1 protein-coding gene is annotated in these 667 nt (G+C 57.9%); it reads left to right on the top strand.

Annotated elements, in window-relative coordinates; translation table 11 throughout:
- A partial coding sequence (locus HMPREF2871_RS12175; protein ID WP_283116847.1) for a DUF6531 domain-containing protein occupies positions 1-667 on the top strand: 667 nt, incomplete at both ends.

Genomic DNA, 667 nt, shown 5'->3' with positions numbered 1-667 from the left:
GCCGTCCGGTCAATCCGATACACGGTTTGAAGTTTTTGGAGGGTGAAACCGACTTTGCCTTTGAAGGTATTCTGCCGCTGGTATGGAGCCGCAGCTATTATTCCGACCAAGACGGTACCGGCTGGCTCGGCGAGGGCTGGAGCGTACCGGGCTGCCAGCGCATTATCCGCGATGCGGCCGGATTGGCCTATATCGACGATCAGGGCCGTTTGTTCCCTTTGCCGGAAGTCGATGAAGATGACGAAGAGCCGGTATTGTTTGAGAGCGAACAGATTTGGTTCAGCAAGAACCCGGACGGCCATTATGTCATTGCTTCTCTGGACGGTTCGATAGCGCTGCGTTTTGCGCCTTTGGTGGTGGCGGAGGACGGTTCTGATGAAGATTCCACCCTCTTCCCGCTGGTCGCGGTGGAAGACGCCAACGGCAACCATCAGCGTTTCGTCTATCATCCGCTGACCGGTCTGCCGCAATACGTCATCGACGGCAACGGCCGGGTGTTCTCGCTAAACTTCGGCAATGTGGCCGATGAGCAGTCGCCTAGAATGCGGCTGCTGTCGGTGTCGCTGTTGGAGGGTTTACCATCCTTTGGCGAAACGGTCCGGGTCGGTATGCCGCTGGTCCGCTATGAATACGACGGCAGTGGTGACCTGATCCGCGTCATCGGCCG

This window comes from Neisseria sp. HMSC067G12 (genome assembly GCF_001812725.1).
Lineage (GTDB): Bacteria > Pseudomonadota > Gammaproteobacteria > Burkholderiales > Neisseriaceae > Neisseria > Neisseria perflava.
Note: the sequence above shows the minus strand (reverse complement) of the source record. Positions and strands in the feature narration are given on the sequence as shown.